This is a genomic window from Vibrio sp. V43_P6S15P86, assembly GCF_009904725.1.
Lineage (GTDB): Bacteria > Pseudomonadota > Gammaproteobacteria > Enterobacterales > Vibrionaceae > Vibrio > Vibrio diabolicus.
The window spans coordinates 1-3,892 of sequence record NZ_WXWT01000423.1 but is presented as its reverse complement, the minus strand read 5'-3'; the positions used below and the strand labels follow the sequence as shown (position 1 = coordinate 3,892).

Below are 3,892 nucleotides of genomic sequence, written 5' to 3'. Positions count from 1 at the left end.
AAATATCAAGTGTACGTATTCTGAATCCTACGCCGATATTATTGATGGCCTGAGTACAACTCAAGAATACAAAATCAAGAACGTATCTGATTTAGCAGGAAACTTGACGCCAGAGCATGATCTGCTGCTTGAATTACCTAAAGGTTCGGTAGTCGTTGAAATTACTGATCCGGTTGGAAACACAACCATTAATGGTCAGCAGCTTGTCGCTAAATTCAGAATTAAGTTGTATGAAAACTCTAGGCTAGACAATGTGATGGCCAGATTTGGAACGGAATCCTACAACTATAAAGATAATCCGGAGAAGTTTGCGCAATTGGAAGTGTGTGCAGATGACCCAACCTACAAGTGTTCAACATTTACGAGTGAACTTCCTAGCGATGCTGATGGAAAAACGATCAGGACAATTATTACCGCAACGGATGTGTGGTCGAGAGTCGGTGAAGCGACCGTTGATATTAAAGTTGACAACACACCTCCAAGTGTTGGCGATGAGATTATCGTAACCGAATCGCCAACAAATCCTGATAATGTTCGTTTTCGTTTTGATATAACGGACACTGGTAGCAGCCTCGCAAAAGTAAACTACTCGGTTTTAAACCCGAGTTATCAAGAAGAAAGAGTAGAGGATGGGAATGGTTCATCTACGTACTTTGAACTACCGAAATCTCAGTTAGAGGGGCGTGGTTCAATCACGGTTGATATCAAAGCGACAGATAGCGTCGGACTGTATTCTGATATCAGAAAAGTCATTGATATTAGTGTTCCTAAAGTCACGGTTGATTTCGATGGAATTACGAGTTTGCAGGGTGGGAAACTGTTTTTAACCAAGGCGAGCCAGCCGTTTACGCTATCTACGGTGGAAGGAGAAAGAGTGAAAGCTTCACAATATTCTGTGGAGCTTATTCCAAGCCTCGGTGATTCCTTGCGTTACTCAGGTGATGTTATCTCATCTAGTGGTAATGGAATGATGAACTTTGCCGTCGATAATCAAGGGTCATATACCCTTAAGGTGACGGTGACGGACTCAGTTGGAAGAGAGAATACAAGCTTTGAATTACTAGGCAAAAGTTATGATGGACAAGTTATCGAGTCTATTGTTGATTATGACGTTCCAAGTATTTCTGGCTTAAGTGCTAATCAAATTTCTAAGGTACCGACAAACGATAAGTATCAGCTAGAAATTAGCGCATACATTACAGATAAAAATTTAAACCTCGTCACGTCAAAAGCGGTGAGTGGTGGCAGCACTGTGGCTCCTCAAGCGATTACTGAGCCGACAACCGAAGCGGGGCCTTATGTCATAAGCTATTTGTTACCTAAAGGCGATCATACGATCACGGTGGCAGCAACAGACAAGGTGGATAACAAGAGTGAAAGTTCTATTGACGCGCATGTGGAAGCGGCAACCGTTCCCGGGCTAAGTATCTCTACCGCCTCAAGCGCCCCTCTTTTTGGAGGCGAAGAGATTACGCTTGCGTTTAACTTTACAGAAGAAATTACGAACTTTGATATCTCAGATGTCCATCTTGTCGCTAGTGATAGCGGTGCAACAGGAACGTTAAAACAAGATACTTGGTCAACTTCAGACAATATTACGTGGACGGTTAACTATGTCAGCCCAGAAAAACAAGATAAAAATATCACTATTCAGGTAGAAGACAATAGCTATCAAAGTACCAATACAATTCCTGGAAAAGGAAGCAGCTTAAGTATCGCGGTTGAAGGAACCTTACCAAAACTAACCAATGTGACATTTAACCCCGAGCATCAGAGTGTGGGTCAAAGCGTGAGTGTATCGCTTGAGTTTGATAAAGAGATCCAAGAGGCGACCGCTACGCTTGGCGGCAATCGCATCAGTTCTCTGTCCGCAACGGCAGATAAAAAGGTCTGGGTTGGTGATGTACAAGTTCCGAGCACCACGCTGTTAAGTGTCGACTTGGTTGTTAGTCAGTTTAAAGATTTGACTGGTAACATAGGGGAGGATAACACCGCTCACGAATTACCGATCACGCCGACCTTAGCCATCACTCCAGTGGGCAGTGTGAATGAAACGCATGCCGCCACGCTACAATTCGAAGGCACGTCGACACGTTTTGACGGTCAGTCCCTGCGTCTTGAAGTGAAAGCCCAAGGCAGCGCGACGGTATTGAAAAGCAGCAGCGCAACGGTACAAGCCGGTGGCATTTGGATCAGTGACGCGATGGATATGAGTCACCAAACCAATGGCACTTACATCGTGATGGTGACAGGGACGAACTCAGCGGGCATTGAAGTGAGTGAAAGCCAGAGCTTTACACTCGCGCAATCTCTGCCAACACTGACTAACGTGACGTTTACGCCTGAGCACCAAGCCATCGGCCAAAGCGTGACGGTGACGCTGGAATTCGATAAAGATCTGCAATCCGCCGCAGCGGAGTTAGGTGGTACAACGATCACTTCATTAGTGGCAACCGCGGACCCAAGTGTTTGGACTGGTGATGTAGTGGTACCAAGCACGTCAGAGCTCAATGTGGGGTTGCTTGTTCGTGACTACCAAGACTTATCAGGGAATACCGGTAGTCAGAACACGGCTTACTCCATGCCGATCACGCCAACCTTAGCTATTACGCCAGTGGGCAGTGTGGATGAAACGCATGCCGCCACGCTACAATTCGAAGGTACGTCAACACGTTTTGATGGTCAGTCCTTGCGTCTTGACGTGAAAGCCCAAGGCAGCGCGACGGTATTGAAAAGCAGCAGTGCAACGGTACAAGCCGGTGGCACTTGGACCAGTGACGCGATTGATATGAGTCACCAAACCAACGGCACTTACACCGTGATTGTGACGGGGACGAACTCAGCGGGTATTGAAGTGAGTGAAAGCCAGAGCTTTACACTCGCGCAGTCTCTGCCAACCTTGACTAACGTGACGTTTACGCCTGAGCACCAAGCCATCGGCCAAAGCGTGACGGTGACGCTGGAATTCGATAAAGATCTGCAATCCGCCGCGGCGGAACTAGGTGGCACGACGATCACCTCGTTAGTGGCAACCGCGAACCCAAGTGTTTGGACTGGTGATGTGGTGGTACCAAGCACGTCAGAGCTGAATGTGGCGTTGCTTGTTCGTGACTACCAAGACTTATCAGGGAATACCGGTAGCCAGAACACGGCTTACTCCATGCCGATCACGCCAACCTTAGCTATTAAGCCAGTGGGCAGTGTGGATGAAACGCATGCCGCCACGTTACAATTCGAAGGCACGTCGACACGTTTTGACGGTCAGTCCCTGCGTCTTGAAGTGAAAGCCCAAGGCAGCGCGACGGTATTGAAAAGCAGCAGTGCAACGGTACAAGCCGGTGGTACTTGGACCAGTGACGCGATGGATATGAGTCACCAAACCAATGGCACTTATACTGTGATGGTGACGGGGACGAACTCAGCGGGCATTGAAGTAAGTGAAAGTCAGAGCTTTACACTGGCGCAGTCTTTGCCAACGCTGACTAACGTGACGTTTACGCCTGAGCACCAAGCCATCGGTCAAAGCGTGACGGTAACGCTGGAATTCGATAAAGCATTGCAAGGTGCTGTGGCGGAGTTAGGTGGCACGACGATCACCTCGTTAGTGGCAACCGCGGACCCAAGTGTTTGGACTGGTGATGTGGTGGTACCAAGCACGTCGGAGCTCAATGTGGGGTTGCTTGTTCGTGACTACCAAGACTTATCAGGGAATACCGGTAGTCAGAGCATGGCTTACTCCATGCCGATCACGCCAACCTTAGCTATTACGCCAGTGGGCAGTGTGGATGAAACGCATGCCGCCACGCTACAATTCGAAGGCACGTCGACACGTTTTGACGGTCAGTCCCTGCGTCTTGAAGTGAAAGCCCAAGGCAGCGCGACGGTATTGAAA

Annotated in this window: 1 protein-coding gene; it reads left to right on the top strand. The window is 48.2% G+C overall.

From position 1 onward, the window contains the following. Positions 1-3,892: tandem large repeat (locus CAG69_RS19235; RefSeq protein ID WP_161445716.1), on the top strand; the 3,892-nt coding region annotated here is incomplete at both ends.